Source organism: Agrobacterium sp. 5Ca50 (assembly GCF_055381905.1).
The window spans coordinates 115,892-133,339 of record NZ_AP026439.1; the positions used below are offsets into that span (position 1 = coordinate 115,892).

A 17,448-nucleotide genomic window follows, 5' to 3' on the forward strand; every position below is an offset into this window, starting at 1 on the left:
TTTGATTTCGCATCCCCGTTAGCGGGCGATACGTTTCTTCTCCTGGTCGAACAGATGCAGGTGTTGTCGTTCGACCCAGAAATGGATGCGCTCGCCTGCGGCGATATGCGGGTTTTCGGTTGCTATGGCGAAGAAGCTGGCTCCTTGGACGTCGAGTTCGACGATCCAGCTGCCGCCGGTTGGAACGACGTCAACGATGGTGCCTTGTCCGGCCGCGCAGCGGCTGGCCTCTTCAGCAGACAGGACGCCCACACGTGTGGCTTCCGGTCTGATACCGGCCGAAGCGACGGCCACACTGTCGATGCCGAAATGCGAGAGAACGCCGTTCAGCCAGACATGCAGCGGGCCGGTCTGACCCTCGGCTCGCTCAATGATGTTGATGGGAAGGCTGCCGACGAATTCGGCGACAAAGCGGTTGGCAGGACGCTCATAGATATCGTCAGGCGTGCCGATCTGCTGCAACTCTCCCTCACTCATGACAGCGATGGTGGTGGCGAGTGTCATTGCTTCCCACTGGTCATGGGTAACAAACACGATGGTCGAACCGGCCTCCGCGTGAATTCGCTTGAGCTCCGCACGCATTTCCAGACGCAGCTTGGCATCAAGGTTTGACAGCGGCTCGTCGAGCAGAATGATCGAAGGTTTCAACGCCAGCATGCGGGCCAGGGCAACACGTTGTTGCTGACCGCCCGAAAGCTGTGCCGGGTACCGATCCGCATATCGTGCGATGCCCAGTTTCGTCATGACCTGATCAACGATGGCGTTGCGTTCGGCGGTCGGTATCGACCTTAATGTCAGGCCGAAGGCGACGTTGTCGCGGATTGTCATGTGCGGCCACAGCGCGTAGTTCTGGAAGACCAGTCCCATATTGCGCTTTTCCGGCACGGTGAAAACGCCGTCACCAACGGAGACGATAGGCTTGCCATCAACGAGAATGCGACCGTCGGTGGGATGTTCAAGGCCTGCGATCATGCGCAGTGTCGTGGTTTTTCCGCAACCGGACGGGCCGAGCAGGCAAAGGAACTCGGATGCACCGATTTCCATGTTGAGATTGCCGATCGCGGCAGGCCCGCTGCGACCGTAGCTTTTGCGAATGTTTTCTAGGGTAATGCTGGACATTATTTGCTTCCCATGCCGTCTGAGAGATTGGCCTTGCCGATTTTCTGGACGAGCATCGTGCCGGTGAATGCGACGATGCAGAGCATCACAACCACTGCATTGGCAGCCTGGCTGTAGCCGTAGTCGACGAGGCGGATTGCGTAGGTCGTGAGCAGGTCTGTGCCTGGAACGGCAAGCACCACGACAAGACTGAGGCCCTTAATGCCGGATATAAAAGGCAGAAGGATTGCCGACACCAATGCGCCGCGCTGGATTGGTAGTACGATAGAGCGCATGCGGCGGAACCAGCCAGCACCGACAATCTGCCCGGCTTCCTCGGGTTCCTTGCCAAGCTGCATCATTGACGAGATGCCGGCGCGCGACGCGAATGGCATTTGGTCTGCGAGAATGGCGAGAACAAGGATGATCGGTGTGCCGTAAAGTGCCGGCAGTGGTGGACGGGCAACGGCAAACATCGAGAGATAAGCCGCCGCGAACGCGATGCCGGGCACCAGATAAGGCAGGAAGGTAATCTGCCGTAGCGCCACTGACACGAAGGGCACCGGTGAGCGAACCACGGCGTAACCGACCAGCAAGCCAAGCAGGCCCGCGCCAGTGGCGGCAAGGCCGACCATCCACACCGTGTTCCACAGCGCCAGCCAGAATTCACCGGTCAGCAATATACCCTGATGCAGCGCAGTCGTGCCGAGATTGGTGCCAATCCAGTAATCGAGCGTGAAGTTATCAAGGCTGAACGAACCCGGCACGCGCATGACAGTCGTCAGCGTCAGCGCGATAAGCGGAATGGCTGCGCTGATGGCGAATACCGTGAATGCCCAGGTGAGTGCCGGAATTTGCCATTTGCCCAGCGGCGTCTGACGGACCATCGAGCCTTTCGAGCCAATGGTCACGAAACGTTTGGCTTCTTTCAAAAGCCGCATGTCGATGACGATGGAAATAGCTCCTAAAAGTACGATCATGCCGGCAAGCACGGCAGATGCACCGGCCTGGCTGGTGGAGATGGCGCGAAACAGCGAGGTTGCGAGCACATCGAAACCAACTGGGACACCGAGCACATAGGCAACGCCGAAATCACCGAGACATTTTGCGAAAATCAAAGTTGTTGCCGAGACCAGCGATGGCATCATCAGCGGTAGGATAATGCGGCGTGCGACAACGGTAGGGCTCGCACCGAGGCTGCGCGCGGAATCTTCCAGCTGTGTATCAAACTGCTTGAGCGCATTGCCAAACAGCAGAATGACGAAGGGTGCGTAATGGAGCGCCAGAATGAGTGAAATTGGCAGCGCACCATAGGCAAGCCAATCCGGCGGTGTGAATCCAAGTGTCTCCATCCATCCGGGTTGACCACCGGTCGTGCGGTTCTTGAAAAGCGTCAGCCAGGCAAGTGCGAATGTCCAGGAAGGCAACATGTAAGGCACGAGCAACGCGGTGGAGAACCACTTCTTGCACATCAAATCCGTTCGGCTCAGCAGCCAGCCAATCGGGGCACCCACCAGAAATGCGATGATGATGGCTGCAGCCGAAATGATGGCGGTGTGGGCAAGTGGCCACCAGAAGAGATCCCGCGAAATTGGCGAAAGAAGCACGCGGTTCAGGTAGTAGAGCGTCAAATCGCCCAGTTCTTGCCGGGTGCGTGCGAGATCGGCGAAATGCACCGTCACCGCATCGACCAACAGTAGCAGGACCGGGGCGAGGATAAGATAACCGAAGACGACCAGCAGCAAAAGCGCCAGCAAAAGCGTCGGGTCTGCGCTGTTGACGCGCAACAGATAAAAAAGCCTTTTCCAGGCCGGTTGAGGGCGCAAAGGGTCCTCCGGCAAAGTTGTTTGCAGGGTCATGGGATCACTTTCTGGGGTTTGAACGGTGTTGTTCCGACGTCAGTCCGGCAAGGTGCCCACCGCGTCGGTCACCGCACGGACGGCTCGCCAAGCCTCGTCATATCGAACTGGCAAGAACTGCTCGTCACCGTTGAAGGCGGCAGTCATTTCCGGTGGAAAACGGAATGAAAAGAAACATGCTTTCAGCTTATCCGCGAGCACGGGATCAAGATCATGAGCATGGGTAAAGGCGGCGGTTGGAAACAGCGGACTTTGATAGATGACCCGAATGGCCGCCGTATCAATTGCCCCGCGTTCCACCAGGCGCTGCAGGACGTCGGAGGCGACCGCTGCCATATCGTAATCGCCTGACAGCACGCCCATTACCGATTTGTCATGAGCGCCGGACATGATTGGGCGATAGTCGGTATCCGGCACGAGACCTTCGGCGGGAAATAACGCGCGGGGTGCGAGATTGCCGGAATTGGAAGCGACAGCGACATGGGCGACACGTTTGCCCTTCAAATCTGCCAGATTTTGGTAAGGGGAATCTGCGCGCACAATTGCGACGAGGTGATAACCGCGCACCTCGCCATTTTGCCCTTTGGCGGCAAAAGGCACAGCGCCGGCCATATTGACCGCCTCGACCGTTGGGCCAGTAGAAAAGCCAGCAAAATGCAGGCGTCCAGAACGCATCGCGGCAATTTCCGCCGAGACGGATTGCACAGGGTAATAGACGATTTGCCGGTCAAGACAGGTGGAAAGGTGTTTTGTGAACGGGCGGAACAACCGCGCATAAACGGCGGGATCCTCGATCGGTGCGAAGGCCCAGACGAGTGTATCGGGATTGCGCAATTTCGACGGGTCGGTCGGCAGGTCGGCAACGAGGTCGCCATCGGCGTCGCAATAGGCCTGATCAAGCGCTGCGCGCTGATCGCACGGGGCTGCGCTTGCAACCGCACTATCGGTCAACATGAAAGCAATCAGCATGCAGCATGCCGCAAGGGCGCCGTGGTAATTCATTTTCTCCTCCCGAAGGATTTTACCGTCTCGCGTCGACAAAACCCTTGCTATAGGATGACAGCTATACCGAATTTCCTGTCAGAGTCCTGTCAACCTCATGCGCATCCTTCTCATAGAAGATTCCGTCGACATTGCCGAAGCGATTGAATCCAAGCTGATGCGGGCTGGACACCATGTAACGTGGGCGCAAGACGGTATATCTGGCGAGGAGTTGGCGATCCATGGCGAATTTGATGTCGTGGTGCTTGATATCAACCTGCCGGGGCGGAGCGGTTTTGAGGTGATGGCGCATATGCGCGACCGGAATTCACCGACTCCGGTGCTCGTGATTACGGCCAGAAACCAGCTGGATGACAAGATCAGCCTGCTTGATCTTGGCGCCGATGACTACATTGTCAAACCGTTTGACCTCGGTGAGCTTGAGGCGCGGTTGAGGGCGGTCACGCGCCGTCACAAGGGGCTTGCTAAATCGATCATTCGCATTGGCGGGCTGGAGATTGATCTGAATTCGCGGGCCGCCAGCGTGGATGGAAGCCCGCTGGAACTCGGGCGTCGCGAATTCGAATTTCTGGAAGTGCTCGCCACGCAAGCTGGCAATACGGTCAGCAAGGACAAGCTTTATCTGAAACTGTTCGGGCATGATGACGTTGGCACACCCAATGCCGTGGAGCTGCTGGTGTCGCGTGTGCGTAAAAAGCTTGAAGCCGTTGATGTCGAGATCGTCACCCATCGTGGCGCGGGTTACATGCTGCGCAGCAAGACCGATGCGATAAGCTGATGGCGCGATTGTCGATCGAGCGCCGCTTGCTTATCACAACTGTCTGTCTGTTCGTGGTGATTGGCAGTGTGCTTGCCCTGACGGTCCGCACCTATGCGCGGCGTGCAGCAGACGAGGCGTTTGACCGTGTGTTGACGGCCTCCGCACTTGCCATTGCCGATACTGTTGGTATCGAGGAAGGCGCCGTTACGGTCGATATTCCCTATTCCGCCTTTGCTATCCTCGGGACCTCGCGTCTCAATCGGGTGTTCTATCGGGTCACAGCGCCCGACGGCAGTCTGGTGACCGGCTCCCCTATTCTCGGCCTCGACATACCACTTGCCAATGAAGAGACCCTGCACCTGCATGATGCGGTCTATCGCGGCGATGCAGTGCGTATCGCTTCTGTGCAACGTTACCGCGCCGACACGGTGACGGGAACGGGCGGCTGGATCGGCGTGATGGTGGCTGAAACCCGCGAGGCGCGACGGGAACTGGCCGGGCAATTGACCTTCAACGGCATGTTGCCAGCTGTCACCATTGCGCTGTTGGCCGGTGGTCTGATCCTCGTTTCGGTCCGGTCGGCTTTTTCGCCGCTTCGTCTTATCGAAAGTAATCTGCGGGCACGGCGTCCGTCCGATCTGAGCCGGATTGACCGGGAAGTTCCGGTGGAAGTGTCCGCGCTGGTGTCTGCATTGAATGAGTTTATGGACCGCTTGGGCTCGGTTCTGGATGGAGTAAAACGCGTCACTGCGGATGCTGCGCATCAGTTGCGAACGCCACTGGCCGCCATTCAGGCGCAGGCCGAGGTAGGGCTTGAAGAAGCGGAAGACCCGCAAACGCGTCGCCGTCTGTCGCGTATCCATCACAATGCGCGTGAAGCTGGGCTGCTGGCGAACATGTTGCTTTCCGAAGCAACAACACTGCACCGATTGGAAACGCAGGAACGCGAGATCGTCGATTTCGGCGACGCCATCAGGAATGCTTTGCAAATGTTGCGGGCAGAGAGCGCCTATACCAGCCAGATGCTCTGCCTCACGCTCACGACGCATGATGCTCCGGTCCCGGTGGAGGCAGAACCGGTCGTGTTGCGTGAGATGGTTCGGAACGTGATCGAAAACGCCTTCATTCACGCGGCTGGTCCAACGACGGTGCAATTGGAGGCGGTGGATGGTTCGGCGACCTTAAAGGTCATGGACCGTGGGCCGGGTATACCGGATGCGGAAAAGGGCAAGATTTTCCAGCGGTTTGTTCGCGGTGGTGCGCGACGGCCAGGATCAGGCCTTGGCCTTGCCATTGCAAAGGATGTGGTCGTGGCCTTCGGCGGACGTATTTCCGTTGCGGACCGTGTCGGTGGTGGTCTTGTCGTCGAGGTCGTGCTGCCAATGATTGCTGGAGGGCAGGACAAAGATGTCTAACGTTGTTCGTAGCGCGCTGTTTTGCCTGTTGTTGATTGGCAGTCTTGTGCCAATGACCGTGCAGGCACAGGACAGAGCGGTCCGCATTACCGGTGTCGTGTCTGAAGAACGGATTGCGCCTTTGATTGCAGTGATCGAGAGCCGCTTGCCGGGAACGCAGCTGTCTTACGTCAGGCTTTCCTCTGCGCAGATCGCTGCCGAAGCAAAACGTGCCAACCCGCCATTTGACATTGCTCTGTTCTCTTCGCCGGATATTGCCGTCTCCGTCGCCAATGAGGGTTACGCAGCCGATAACGGCGCGGCTGTCATCGCTGCCGAAGAACAATGGCGTCATGAAGTTTTTGGTTTCTGGTCAGACCCCGCCGTGATGGTGTTGAGGCAGGACGCCTTTGCGGATCGACTGCCGCGCACCCGTATCGAGCTGGTACGTGCCCTTGAACAGAACAGCGAGCAGTTCTCACGCCGTGTCGGCATCGTCAATATCGGGATAGATGATGTAAGCTACCTGCTGGCTTCGCAGGACTCCATACGCACTTCGCTCTATTGGCGATTGATGCGCTCTTTCGGCGTTGCCAAAGCGCGAATTTACGACACGACAGACGATTTGCTGGAGGCGTTGCGGGCCGGTGAGATTGATGTTTTGTACAATGTGCCGCTGTCTACCCTATCAGCCAATGGTGCCTTGCCAGCGGGTGTGACGGTTGCCGTACCGCAAGATTACGTGCTTGCGGTGCCGTGGACTGTGCTAATGCCAAAGGGTGCAACAAACCTTCGCGATGCACGCGCTGCCCTGCAAGTGCTTCACTCGGTTGACGCGAAGCCCGCTCTTGCCGAAGCCGGTTTCAGCTATCCCATCGATTTTACGTCGTTCGACAGTCTGCAGGGGATCGAGCTTGGGCCTGAACTTCTGGTGTTTCGCGATACGATCAAACGCAGCAAGTTTCTCGACATCTGGTTTCAGATGGTTGTGAATTGACTGCTTTTTCAGGCCAGCTGCAAATCAAGCTGTGGGTAAAGCTTTTTGAGGTTTGGCAGGGATTTCGATTGCCAGGGATATTGCGAAGTGCCCTTGATCAAAAACTGCGTCTCTGATTGTTTGCGTGCTTCGATTGTCAGTTTGGCCAGAAGGTTTATTCCGGATGAGTTCAGGAACTCCAGGCCGGTCAGATCAAAGATCACCCGATCACGATTTTCGTGAAGCGCAGTCAGGGCAAGAGAGTAGATCGGCGCATAGGCATCCGGTCCAGCCAGCCGCAAAACTCCATCAAAATAAACGCAATCGTTTTCGGTCCATATCCGAAAATTCTCGTCTCTGATTTCCATCTGCTATTCACCTGTTGGAGGTCAGTGGCAACGCAAGCGAAGCTGTTGTTGTCAGTCTAACGCGATCGTCATTGGAAGTCTCAAACTCCCATGACATGCGCGCATCATAATCGGCCAAAAGCGTTAGCAAGCCCAATCCCGAACCTCCGGTGTCGGATACGGCATTGGCTTCAATTTGCCGGATAAGCAGTTCGCCCGGGTCAACTGATAACATGTTTATCAGTATTTCCTGAAATTTACCTGATGTTTCGGCATTGATCTTATTGCGAACCCGCATCAGAAACGTGTCGTCGACAACACAGGCTTCGATGACGATCTTGCCGGGCTGCCTAAATTTTACTGCGTTTTCGATCAGTTCGTTGCTCAGATATCCAATGTTGTGACGAATATTCGTGTGCAGCGCTCGCGAGCCGAAAAAAGGCAGTGCCATCGCCTCGGCGATAAAATCGGATGTGAGCCCCGAGTGCCGCCAACCAAGTTCAAGCGGACCGTCAACCAGCGTCAGGCGGGCCCCTTGTGAGAAGCTTGCTTCAGTAAGATTGTAAACCCCAAGGACGCTTCTGGACATAGCTTACCTGTGCCGCAATACGAGAAGGGTGATGTCGTCGTGAACCTTGTGTGGACCGATGTAGTCCATAAGCTTGGCGATGATGCCGGCGGCGATACGGTCAGCACTTTGCCGGTGTAATTTCACCGCTTCGTCGCAAAGACGGTCTATGCCGAAAAGCTCTCCGCTAACGTTTTCCGCTTCGGTCACACCGTCCGTGTGCAGAACGATGATATCGTCTTTTGCCAGACTGATCTTGCGCGTTCCAACAAAAGGCGAAATGTCGGACTCCAACCCAATTGGAAGGCCGAGATCCATGGTTTCAATTCGTTCCAGCGCACCATTGGCACGCACGACAATGACCTCCTCATGCTGTCCGGAAATCAGCATATCGTGCCCGTCATAGTCAAGGAAGGCCAGCGTCAGATGTTTGTCGATCCGGGTTCTGATGATATTCTTGAACAGTGCGCTGTTCAGATCAACCAAAAACTTCACCGGATCGGTCGTGCCTGCTTCATGCAGCGCTCTGGCAACAGATTGCACCATCAGCATCAGGACACCGCTTTCAAGGCCGTGCCCGGTGACATCACCGATACCAATCTTGAACCGCCCATTCGCTTCCAGAACGTCATAGTAGTCACCGCCCACCTCGTCAGCGGCGCTCATAAAGGCAGCGATCTCCAGATCCTTGGATGAGGCGAGTTCGGAGGCAAGCGGCAGAACCATCATCTGGATTCTTTCGGCAACTGCGAGTTCCGTGCCTAAGCGCCGATTTTCTTTTTCTAGCTGGGCGTTGAGCACCGAAATCTCTTCTTTTGCCTCTTCGATTTCGGCGGTTCGCTCCTCAACCAGCTGTTCGAGATTTTCGGTGTGATAACTGATCTGCTGCGCCATTCGATTGAACGCTTCACTGGCCTGCCCCACCTCGTCGCGGCTGGTGACCGGCACACGCACCGAATAATCCTGCGTCTGGATTCGGCGTGCGGCACTGGCAAGCGCACTGACGCCGCCGGTAATGCGTTTCGACACTGCCAGCACGGCCAATGTCACAATGATCAACGACAGGAGGATCGCGAGGATCTGATAGATGATGATGCGGTTGGTCGCGTCGGAAATCTTCGATTGAGCCGCAAAAAGCGAAGCATATATTTCCCGCTCAGGTACAACGATGCCAAGCGACATAGCATCTTTGCGGACATGGCCCGGCTCCCAGAGGTTGCTGGGTGGTAGGTTTTTCATGATCACCATATAGGGCACCGGCTCGCCGTCCTGCTCCAGTGTAAGGTGCCTTATGTCCTCACCGGGATTGTTGGCCAATTCCGTTATGGCAGGTTGCGAGCTGCCTTTCAGTGAGCGTTCGAGACCGGTCACACCGGTTCCCTTGGTGTCGCTGGCCGAACGGAGGCCAATCGTCTGTTCACCGTCCTTGCTGATGGCGATGACGTTGCCATCGGACATCGACAAAAATCCGAAGCCGGTTTCGGCAACTTTCACATTTTCGACGATCTCGGCAAGCTGATCGAGGGTGATGTCGGCACCAGCCGTTCCGGCAACGTTTTTCCTGTCAGTGCTCCATAGCGGATGAAAAAAGCTGACAATCTGTTTGCCAGTTATAGCATCGGTATACGGGGCTGTTCGGGTGATGTCATCGGGACCGGTATGTGCCCTCAACTCCGCGTCCCAACCCTGCCAGGACTCATAGAGGCCGGGGAAAAAGAAGTCCCAGAAATTGGCGGTGTTGTGCCCGGGATAAAGCCGGTCAAAAGTCTGCGCCTGATCGGTATAGGGTGCGGTCCTGAAGATCGGCCGTTCCTTTGGGCCGATAAAATACATCTGTAGTTTGGAAGAGCCGTTTTTCAGAAGACTGGGTGCCACGAGATCAAGAACGGCGCTTGTCTGAATTTCGTCCTGTACATCAGCTCGCGGTGAACGGTCTTCATTCAGCAGGTAACCCCAGGCGCTGACGACAGATGGTGCACCCGGCGCATTCTGTGCCCACTGACCAGCGGGGTCGAAGGTAAGCTGAACGCTGGCCGGCGAGGTTCCGGAAATTGCAGAGCCGATATTTTTCTGCCGTTGTGGATTGTCGATTTGTTCCTGCAACACGCCGGCAAGGACGCTGACGTCATTGTTGACCTGACCGAGAAGCAGCGAGACCTGGGCCGCTGTAGAATTGGCATAGGTACGGATATAGTCCTGGCTCGCCTGCTCAAGACCATGGCCGACCTCTTCGGTTGCGTCACGCGACAGGCGCTGCACATTCCATAAAGCCAACCCACCACTGATCAGCAAGTCAATGAGAACAGCGCTGCCGACGACAATAATGAACTTGGCCCGAAATGAGCCCCAAGGGCGGATTGTGGTCAAGGTTTTGGGCATCAGTATGGTTTCCGTCCGGATGCAGCCCAGATTGGCCATCCCGCATATCCCTTGGGGTGTAGGGCGGCGAGCACATGATCCTTGAACCCTTGCCGGAACCGGCGGATGAAGTCGGGAGGATCACCGCGACGCACGGCCATCTGTCCGGCATAAACATCTTCCCACGCTTCAATCACATCGGCGAAATCTCTTGGGTCCCCATCGAGGTTTGTTACCATGAAGGATTCCACCTTGATGTCGTCAAAACCGGCATCGTTGAGAAGACGGCGGCTTTTTGGTCCCATTTCCACATCCATGTCGAAATGGCTGAACAGTTTCGCCACCTGCTCATAGGTCCAGCGGATCGATTCCGAATGGGGTTCACCGAGGCAATGGGAGTTTTTTTCGTTGGTGATGTAAACTCGGCCACCCGGTTTGCAAATCCGAAACAACTCGCGCAGAAGGATGTCCGGCCGGTCAAAGATCTGCAGAGAGTGGCGGCAGGTGACAAAATCAAACTGATTGTCGGCCAACAACATCTGTGCGGCATCTCCATAGGTGTATTCAATTGAGGTCAGACCGAATTCTGCGGCGACACGCCTGGCGTAGTCGAGGCTTCTTTTCGAGTGATCCAGCGCAACCAGACGTGCCGGTTCGAATTGACGTTTGATCAAGGTCGCGAAGTCACCGATACCGCAGCATATGTCGGCGATGCTCAGCCCATTTCGCATCCCATGCCGCGGCAGAATTTCGCGTTCGTGTCGCCAGGTCATTTTGGTCTGTGTTCGGAGAATAGGAATGAAGCTCTCGTCCTCGACGAAGGTTTGCCCGGGATAAAAGGCTGAATCGTAAATCTCGACCGACAGGTTATTTTGGCGGGAGGCAAGCGTTTGGAAAAGAGGTGCGGACCACGCAATGACACTCGATGCAACAACGATGATGTTGCGCTGGGTATTTGTCTTGCAGGCCTCTGTTAGTACCTGCTCAAGACAACGAAACGCGGTCATGTTCAGATGTGTGACCCGTTTTATGTTGAGATAGATGACATTGCCGTTGCTATTGAGACTGCGCCTGATCACATCAAGAACACCAGCCATCTCACTGGGTGATGAAGGACGTATCCTGCCGCTCAGCACGATTTCCTGGTTGATATCGTCGAATTCAGCGGAAAATGATGGCGAGAACTGGCTCATTATGCGCCCTCCTGCAGCATAAAATCTGCAGTCAGGATTACGCGATCGTCGGCGTCAGTCTCAGCTTGGACATTGACCTTTATGGCCTCAGCAAGAACCAGCAGATCGTGGTCGGGATGATATTCCTCTCTCCGTGCCGATCGATCAAGGTTTTGCCAGCGCAGCAGGTCCGTCCTGTCGGGGGTAAAGCCGACGCAGACGCGGACACATGCGTCACCCCTCAGAAGATTAAAATCAATATTACCGACAGGTTTTGCAGAACGAAAAGCCAGTTCCACAATCTCGTTGATAAGCAACGAACTGAAGTTGGCGTAGCGGGACGGGTCCTCGTGCGACTGGGCAACAATGTCGGCGAGATATTCGGAGATTGTGTCACATAGGCGAAACTCCGACGTGAAAAGGCTGACGTCTAGCGCCAATGCTGCCATGTCCTGAAACGTTTCCGGGTTGGGACTGGCATATGGTCCGGTCATGATCACCTCCAAACACTTCAGGTAAGATGTCGAGATATTGCTTACAGACGGGTATATTTGTCAGGAGTAATCGATCGTCGGGGGACTGTCTCCGGCAGTGACACTGAACCGGCCATAAAACTATTTATCGCCGATGGTGGCATCGGTTTGCTGATGGCATAACCCTGCAGACGGTCACATCCAAGACCACGCAGCCAGGTAACCTGTTCGGTGGTTTCAACGCCTTCCGCCGCAACCTCCATGCCCAGATCGTGAGCGAGCACTATCACAGATCGAACAATGGCTTGGCTTTTGGCATTTGTTTCCAGGTCGGACACAAAATACTTGTCGATTTTCAGCGTATCGAAGGGAAAGTTCTTCAAGTAACTCAACGACGAGTACTGCGTTCCGAAATCGTCCAACGCAATTCGGATGCCGAGCACACTCAGAGTATTGAGTGTGTCGAGATTGTTGACGGTGCGTTCCAGCAGCACACCCTCGGTAATCTCCAGTTCAAGACGGTCGGAAGCAAGGCCCACGGTATCGAGTATCTGTGAAATCCGGTCGGTCAACCCGCTGACCAGAAACTCGGCTGGCGAAAGGTTCACGGCAACGATGTAGTCGGCAGGCCAGTTCAAGGCTTCGCGGCAAGCATTCTCCAGAACCCATTGTCCTATCTCACTCATCAGGCCGTCTGTTTCTGCCATCGGAATGAAGACGGCAGGCGGAATCTCGCCTAACAGCGGGTGTTGCCACCGCAGCAAAGCTTCAAAGCCGAATATCCTGTTGCCTTCGGCAATCGGCTGGTACTCAATGGAAAACTGGTCTTTTTCCAAGGCTATGCGTAGGCTTCTCCGCAGCAGTTCGCGCTGTTCGATGATTTGCAGCATCGCGACATCAAAGGCGCTGGCGCGGCCGCGACCTTCCTTTTTGGCCGCATAAAGCGCGATATCGGAGGCCTTCATCAGTGTCTCGGGATCGCTGCCATCACCCGGCGCAATCGAAATGCCAACGCTGAGGCCTACGAATACCGAAATTCCATCGATTGTGAAGGATCGCTTGAAGGCGTGAACCAGGGCATCCCCCAATTCACTGGTACGTTGGCGCTGGTCCTGACCGGAGGTGATGACGGCAAACTCATCCCCTGCCAAACGGTAGGCGGACTCCTTGCCGACAAGACATTCCTTGATCCTGTCAGCAGCCAGTTGCAGCAGCTTGTCGCCAGCGGGATGCCCCAGCGTGTCGTTGACAGGTTTAAAGTCATCAAGGTCAAGCTGCATCAGTGAAACACTGTTGCCATCAGACGAAATGGCGGTGAGTGCCGCCGATAAATCTCGCGCGAACTGGCGCCGGTTCGGCAGTCCGGTCAGCGGGTCATGGGTTGCCTGATAGAGCAGGGCCACGCGTTCAGTTTCATCTGCCGTTCGATGGGTCTGGACGACGCCGTAAAAATCACCGATCGCGTGGATTGCAAGTTCGCGAAATGCGCCAGCACCGAGGTCACGGCTGAGACGCAGTGGTTGATCCGGTGTCGCACCAAAGTGGCTCAAGACGCTCGCCCTGTCCAACTCTGGATAGATCTCCCAAAGGGATAAATCGCTTTCACGCGAAACGGAGGTCTGCACAGTTGCCGCGACATCAACGAGTTTGAACTGACGATCGAAGATCGTCAACTTGTCAGCACAATCACTGGTGCCGCCGGAAGACCGTTGCCAACTCGATTGCGCTTTGCTCATCTCTGAGAGATTCTCCCTCATCACAGGCTGCTAGAAGCTCTTTTCTTGGCTCAATATTAAGGCATATTAGCGTCGACTACTTAAAAGTCGATCAATAAAGTTGGTCGCATCAGAGATTTGCTTTTCCAAGCCATTCGGCCAAAGTGTCTGCATATCCATCTGATAGTGCTTGCGATTTGAAATTAGAACGCCGCAATTCTTGGTCTCGTCAATCGACGTGTCAGGCGCAGGACGACAAAGGTTGTTTGCACAATTAAATCTCACCGGATCCTGCAAGTTGCTTTTGCAGTTGCAACAGAGCGCGCCACACTCTAACGCCTTGTACCACAATATCGGGCGGATAGCGTCACGATCGTAAAAGCATTGAGATAATGACCGCAGCTCCCGACAGCAGAACTCTTCTTGGAATTGCCCTTGCATCTGGCGGCTACGCCTGTTTTGCCTTACAGGACGCGCTGGTTAAATGGCTGGTGGATACCTATGAAGTGCCGCAAATCCTGTTCATGCGAAGTCTGGTCATCGTATTGATCACCGGCACGCTTGCAGCGCAATTTCGCCACCCGTCGATATTCAAGAGTAAATATCGTGGGACGCTGGTGCTTCGCGCGGCTTTGATGTTGTTTGCCTGGTTGCTTTTTTATAATTCCGCCAAGGTCATGGGGCTGGCGGAGCTGACGACGCTCTATTTTTCCGCGCCAATCATGGTTGTGTTCCTGTCGATCCCGATCTTGAAGGAAAAGGTAGGCATTGGTCGCTGGATTGCCTGTTTTGGCGGGTTTGCCGGCATGGTGATCGCGGCAAATCCGACCCATTCACCCCACGTCATTCCGGCGCTGATGTGTATCCTTGCCGGTTTTTTCTGGGCTTGCAGCACCATTCTCATTCGCCTTGTCAGCAAGACGGAAACGACGCTCACCCAGATGTGGGCGACGAGCCTGCTGTTCGGTCTTGCTTGCGCCGTGACATTTCCGTGGATCTGGAAAACGCCTGACATGCTCGGTTGGTCCTTGATGATCGGTCTGGGTCTTGTCGCGACAATAGGTCAATACCTGCTTTACGAAGGGTTCCGCCATGCGCCGGCGTCTGCCTTGGCGCCGGTGGAGTATACCGGTCTCATCTGGGCTTTCGTGTACGGCTATCTGATCTGGGCCGAAATCCTCGCGACCAATGTTTTTGTCGGTGCCTTTGTAATCGTTGCCTCAAGCCTTGTTCTTGTCGCATGGGAGCGGCGGTCCATTCGTCTGGCAGAAGGTCGCGCTGCTGTCTAATTGCGGAGCCCGTATCTCGCGATCAGCATACCCGTGGTGTCCGGATATGAATAAGGCGGGAATGATCTCCATTCCCGCCTTTGCTTGTTCAACGTTTTAAACCTTCAGATCAGAACTCTTCCCAACTGTCGGTCGCTGCCGCCGTTGCCGCACCAGAACGACCACTAAAGGCCTGAGCGATTTTGCCAACCATACCACGTGCAGGTGACGGGGAAGGGGTTGAACGCGGCGAGGCAGCCATCAGGCCTGCCGTCTTGCGCAGGGCTGCAGTTTGGTTGCTCGTGCCGCCAACGCCACCATGTCCAAGCTGGAACTGGCTGATCAATTCGCGCAGACGACCGGCTTCGGTGGCAAGCGTAGCACCGGCGGCATTGGCTTCTTCCACCATCGCCGCGTTCTGCTGCGTTACCTGGTCCATTTGGTTGACGGCCGTGTTGACTTCCGCCAATCCAACAGACTGTTCGCGCGACGATGTCGCAATCGAATCCATATGCTGATTGATGGTGACGATGTAGGATTCAATGGTACGAAGAGCTTCTCCGGTTTCGCTGACCAGTTTGACACCGCTGCCAACTTCGACAGACGACTTGCTGATCAGTTCTTTGATTTCCTTGGCAGCCTGCGCTGAGCGCTGGGCCAGCTCCCGCACTTCCTGTGCAACGACCGCAAAGCCCTTGCCAGCCTCGCCTGCTCTGGCGGCTTCAACGCCGGCATTCAGGGCGAGAAGGTTGGTCTGGAAGGCAATTTCATCGATCACACCGATGATACTGGAAATCTGGCCGGAGGACTCCTCGATCCGTCCCATCGCCTGTACGGCGTTGGCAACAACGGCCCCGGAAAGGCGTGCGCTCTCGTTTGCCTGGATCGCGACCGTACGAGCCTCTTCGGCGCGTTTGGAAGAGTTGGTGACATTGACCGTGATTTGGTCGAGCGCCGCTGCGGTCTCTTCCAGTGATGCCGCCTGCTGTTCAGTCCGCTTCGACAGGTCGTCGGCACTCTGGCTGATTTCGCGCGAGCCGCTATCGATAGAGCTGGTCGAGTGCGCAACAGATTGAAGCGTGTTGCGCAGCTGTTCGGCCGTTGCGTTGAAGTCTGCACGCAGGTTTTCGAAGTCTGCCGCAAACGGACGATCAAGTTGATAGGTCAGGTCGCCGGATGACAGATGTTTAAGACCGGCAGCAAGGCCGTTGGTCGCTTCAGCCATGGCCTCGGCGCGTTGACGCTCTTCCTCGGTATTTTTGCGGCGCTGCTCTTCGGTCAGATTGCGCTGCTCGTCGGCCTGACGTTCAAGTTCCTGTGTCTTGAGGGCATTGTCCTTGAAGACCTGAACGGCGCGCGCCATGGCACCGGTCTCGTCAGAGCGGCCTTCGCCTTCGATGGTAACCGAGAGATCGCCAGCCGCAAGACGTGACATAGTCCCAGTCAGGCGACCGATTGCATCACCAAGTGATTTTGCAAACATAAAGAACGCCGCAAGTGCAAGCAGCGACGTCACAATGGTCACGCCGATCATGGTCCACAATGCGGTGCGGGCCTGCGCCAGCATATCCGTTGCATCGGTGCCAATTTCAAAGACGCCGATCTTTTCCCCAGAGAAGGAATTGAAAGGTACTGCCTTGACCAGTATGTCGCGACCGTCGAGCACCAACGGTTCGAAGATGGCTTTACCATCAAATGCAGCCTGCACCGTTTCCATAGGCAGAAGCGTCTTACCGTCTTCGGTCGATGACTGGTTGACCAGCTTGCCTTCGGACATGACGTTGACGGCGATCTCTGCGCCAAGTCTTTGGGCAAGCGGTGTGAAATAGGCGTTGGAAAGTTCGGTTCCGATATCAACGACACCGACAACCTTGCCGTCGACAAGAACAGGTGCGACGGCATAAATGCCAATGCCGGTACGACCGGGCTCGATACCGGCGGAAACCTTGCCGGTCGAGATTGTCGAGGCGACCGTCTTGCGGCGGTTCAGATAGTTGTCACCGAATTTTTCAGGCGCATGGGCGCGCGCAATGACGTTACCCTTGGCGTCGGCAACGGTAAAGTTCTGCAACCCGCCGACCTGTGCGATTTCTTTGATGTTCTTGGAAAATTTGTCCAGAAGTTGCTGGCGGTCATTTGCGTGAACCAGGCCTGCAATATCAGGTTCACCCGCAAAGGCCAAAGCCATCGCCGAAGCAGAGCGTTGAATGGCTGCCATATCGGTCTGGATAACCTGAAGATCACTTGCTGCCTTGCTATCAAGCGCCTTGTCATTCATATCCGCCTGACGATACCAGGCCAGTCCACCGATGGCAGCACTGGCAAAAAGCACAGCGGCAAAGCCGTAGCCCGTGATTTTGATCCAAAGTGGTTTTGTTACGGCTTTCGCATTCATTTCGGTCCCCCTCCGCGAAATATCTCTCCTCGGGACTATGTGCCTAAAGCTTCAATTTTTAAT

Annotated in this window: 14 protein-coding genes; 4 read left to right on the plus strand and 10 right to left on the minus strand. The window is 55.6% G+C overall.

Features of this window, described 5'->3' with window-relative positions; genetic code table 11:
• Positions 1-18: 18 nt before the first annotated feature.
• From ACZ5FM_RS18245 to phnD, 3 genes are read right to left on the minus strand one after another with little or no spacing between them, the layout of a single operon-like run.
• Positions 19-1,119, minus strand: coding sequence for an ABC transporter ATP-binding protein (locus tag ACZ5FM_RS18245; RefSeq protein WP_464040840.1), 1,101 nt, complete (start codon positions 1,117-1,119; stop codon positions 19-21).
• Positions 1,119-2,957, minus strand: a complete 1,839-nt coding sequence (locus tag ACZ5FM_RS18250; protein WP_275642082.1) for an ABC transporter permease — start codon at positions 2,955-2,957, stop codon at positions 1,119-1,121. The genes ACZ5FM_RS18245 and ACZ5FM_RS18250 overlap by 1 nt, the downstream gene beginning before the upstream one ends.
• A gap of 39 nt (positions 2,958-2,996) precedes the next feature.
• Positions 2,997-3,959: a phosphate/phosphite/phosphonate ABC transporter substrate-binding protein gene (gene phnD / locus ACZ5FM_RS18255; RefSeq protein WP_259147323.1), complete on the minus strand. Its 963-nt coding sequence runs from the start codon at positions 3,957-3,959 to the stop codon at positions 2,997-2,999.
• 97 nt (positions 3,960-4,056) lie between these two features.
• On the opposite strand from phnD, the gene ACZ5FM_RS18260 reads away from it, so the two are divergent.
• The 3 genes from ACZ5FM_RS18260 to ACZ5FM_RS18270 are packed head-to-tail and all read left to right on the plus strand — an operon-like array spanning position 4,057 to position 7,110.
• Positions 4,057-4,737 (plus strand): response regulator transcription factor, encoded by a 681-nt coding sequence (locus ACZ5FM_RS18260; RefSeq protein ID WP_464040841.1) that lies wholly within the window; start codon positions 4,057-4,059, stop codon positions 4,735-4,737.
• Positions 4,738-4,763: 26 nt separating this feature from the next.
• A complete protein-coding gene (locus ACZ5FM_RS18265; protein ID WP_464040842.1) occupies positions 4,764-6,134 on the plus strand; it encodes a sensor histidine kinase in 1,371 nt (456 codons plus the stop codon).
• Positions 6,127-7,110, plus strand: a complete 984-nt coding sequence (locus tag ACZ5FM_RS18270; RefSeq protein ID WP_464040843.1) for an ABC transporter substrate-binding protein — start codon at positions 6,127-6,129, stop codon at positions 7,108-7,110. The genes ACZ5FM_RS18265 and ACZ5FM_RS18270 overlap by 8 nt, the downstream gene beginning before the upstream one ends.
• Positions 7,111-7,118: 8 nt before the next feature.
• Here the strand turns inward: ACZ5FM_RS18270 and ACZ5FM_RS18275 are convergent, their stop codons facing one another.
• The 6 genes from ACZ5FM_RS18275 to ACZ5FM_RS18300 are packed head-to-tail and all read right to left on the minus strand — an operon-like array spanning position 7,119 to position 13,743.
• Positions 7,119-7,457, minus strand: coding sequence for a slr1659 superfamily regulator (locus ACZ5FM_RS18275; protein ID WP_250985093.1), 339 nt, complete (start codon positions 7,455-7,457; stop codon positions 7,119-7,121).
• 7 nt (positions 7,458-7,464) lie between these two features.
• Positions 7,465-8,025 (minus strand): slr1658 superfamily regulator, encoded by a 561-nt coding sequence (locus tag ACZ5FM_RS18280; RefSeq protein WP_464040844.1) that lies wholly within the window; start codon positions 8,023-8,025, stop codon positions 7,465-7,467.
• A gap of 3 nt (positions 8,026-8,028) precedes the next feature.
• Positions 8,029-10,383, minus strand: coding sequence for a SpoIIE family protein phosphatase (locus tag ACZ5FM_RS18285; protein WP_464040845.1), 2,355 nt, complete (start codon positions 10,381-10,383; stop codon positions 8,029-8,031).
• Positions 10,383-11,555 carry a methyltransferase domain-containing protein gene (locus ACZ5FM_RS18290; protein WP_464040846.1) on the minus strand — a complete coding sequence of 391 codons (1,173 nt, stop codon included), beginning with the start codon at positions 11,553-11,555 and terminating at the stop codon, positions 10,383-10,385. The genes ACZ5FM_RS18285 and ACZ5FM_RS18290 overlap by 1 nt, the downstream gene beginning before the upstream one ends.
• Entirely contained in the window at positions 11,555-12,028 is a 474-nt protein-coding gene (locus tag ACZ5FM_RS18295) for a hypothetical protein (protein ID WP_250985097.1), read from the minus strand. Before ACZ5FM_RS18295 ends, ACZ5FM_RS18290 begins: the two co-directional genes overlap by 1 nt.
• Before the next feature lie 41 nt (positions 12,029-12,069).
• On the minus strand, positions 12,070-13,743 hold the full coding sequence (locus ACZ5FM_RS18300; RefSeq protein WP_464040847.1) for a putative bifunctional diguanylate cyclase/phosphodiesterase: 1,674 nt from the start codon (positions 13,741-13,743) through the stop codon (positions 12,070-12,072).
• Between the two features lie 371 nt (positions 13,744-14,114).
• Between ACZ5FM_RS18300 and ACZ5FM_RS18305 the strand changes: the two genes are divergently transcribed.
• Positions 14,115-15,011, plus strand: coding sequence for a DMT family transporter (locus tag ACZ5FM_RS18305; RefSeq protein ID WP_464040848.1), 897 nt, complete (start codon positions 14,115-14,117; stop codon positions 15,009-15,011).
• Between the two features lie 109 nt (positions 15,012-15,120).
• Here the strand turns inward: ACZ5FM_RS18305 and ACZ5FM_RS18310 are convergent, their stop codons facing one another.
• On the minus strand, positions 15,121-17,385 hold the full coding sequence (locus ACZ5FM_RS18310; protein ID WP_464040849.1) for a methyl-accepting chemotaxis protein: 2,265 nt from the start codon (positions 17,383-17,385) through the stop codon (positions 15,121-15,123).
• Positions 17,386-17,448 lie beyond the last annotated feature (63 nt).

Coding starts and splice junctions, on each gene's coding strand:
- ACZ5FM_RS18290 (WP_464040846.1), bottom strand. CDS start 11,555: ATGAGCCAGTTCTCGCCATCATTTTCCGCTGAATTCGACGATATCAAC.
- ACZ5FM_RS18310 (WP_464040849.1), bottom strand. CDS start 17,385: ATGAATGCGAAAGCCGTAACAAAACCACTTTGGATCAAAATCACGGGC.
- phnD (WP_259147323.1), bottom strand. CDS start 3,959: ATGAATTACCACGGCGCCCTTGCGGCATGCTGCATGCTGATTGCTTTC.
- ACZ5FM_RS18305 (WP_464040848.1), top strand. CDS start 14,115: ATGACCGCAGCTCCCGACAGCAGAACTCTTCTTGGAATTGCCCTTGCA.
- ACZ5FM_RS18275 (WP_250985093.1), bottom strand. CDS start 7,457: ATGGAAATCAGAGACGAGAATTTTCGGATATGGACCGAAAACGATTGC.
- ACZ5FM_RS18270 (WP_464040843.1), top strand. CDS start 6,127: ATGTCTAACGTTGTTCGTAGCGCGCTGTTTTGCCTGTTGTTGATTGGC.
- ACZ5FM_RS18295 (WP_250985097.1), bottom strand. CDS start 12,028: ATGACCGGACCATATGCCAGTCCCAACCCGGAAACGTTTCAGGACATG.
- ACZ5FM_RS18300 (WP_464040847.1), bottom strand. CDS start 13,743: ATGAGCAAAGCGCAATCGAGTTGGCAACGGTCTTCCGGCGGCACCAGT.
- ACZ5FM_RS18250 (WP_275642082.1), bottom strand. CDS start 2,957: ATGACCCTGCAAACAACTTTGCCGGAGGACCCTTTGCGCCCTCAACCG.
- ACZ5FM_RS18245 (WP_464040840.1), bottom strand. CDS start 1,119: ATGTCCAGCATTACCCTAGAAAACATTCGCAAAAGCTACGGTCGCAGC.
- ACZ5FM_RS18260 (WP_464040841.1), top strand. CDS start 4,057: ATGCGCATCCTTCTCATAGAAGATTCCGTCGACATTGCCGAAGCGATT.
- ACZ5FM_RS18285 (WP_464040845.1), bottom strand. CDS start 10,383: ATGCCCAAAACCTTGACCACAATCCGCCCTTGGGGCTCATTTCGGGCC.
- ACZ5FM_RS18280 (WP_464040844.1), bottom strand. CDS start 8,025: ATGTCCAGAAGCGTCCTTGGGGTTTACAATCTTACTGAAGCAAGCTTC.